This is a genomic window from Sedimentibacter sp. B4 (assembly GCF_000309315.1).
Classification (GTDB): domain Bacteria; phylum Bacillota; class Clostridia; order Tissierellales; family Sedimentibacteraceae; genus Sedimentibacter; species Sedimentibacter saalensis.
Genome location: NZ_CANG01000459.1, coordinates 1 through 214 on the forward strand (window position 1 = coordinate 1; position 214 = coordinate 214).

A 214-nucleotide genomic window follows, 5' to 3' on the forward strand; every position below is an offset into this window, starting at 1 on the left:
ATCCAGGCCAGCTGCACGTCGTCGAGCAGCAGTTCCTTCTGGATCTCGATGCCGAGGATCCCGAACATCAGCCAGACCGCGAACATCGCGGTGAAGTCGATCGTGGACATCGCCAGCACGCGGTTCGCGCCCGGTCCGGTGGCGTGGATGGGCGCGACCTTGTCGTCGCCGCGATGCGTGGTCACGGCGGATCCTGCAGGGTTCATCGGTTCCT

1 pseudogene is annotated in these 214 nt (G+C 65.0%); it reads right to left on the reverse strand.

Features of this window, described 5'->3' with window-relative positions:
• Window positions 1-206: pseudogene (locus BN358_RS26530) on the reverse strand (hypothetical protein); the annotation flags it as partial.
• Window positions 207-214 lie beyond the last annotated feature (8 nt).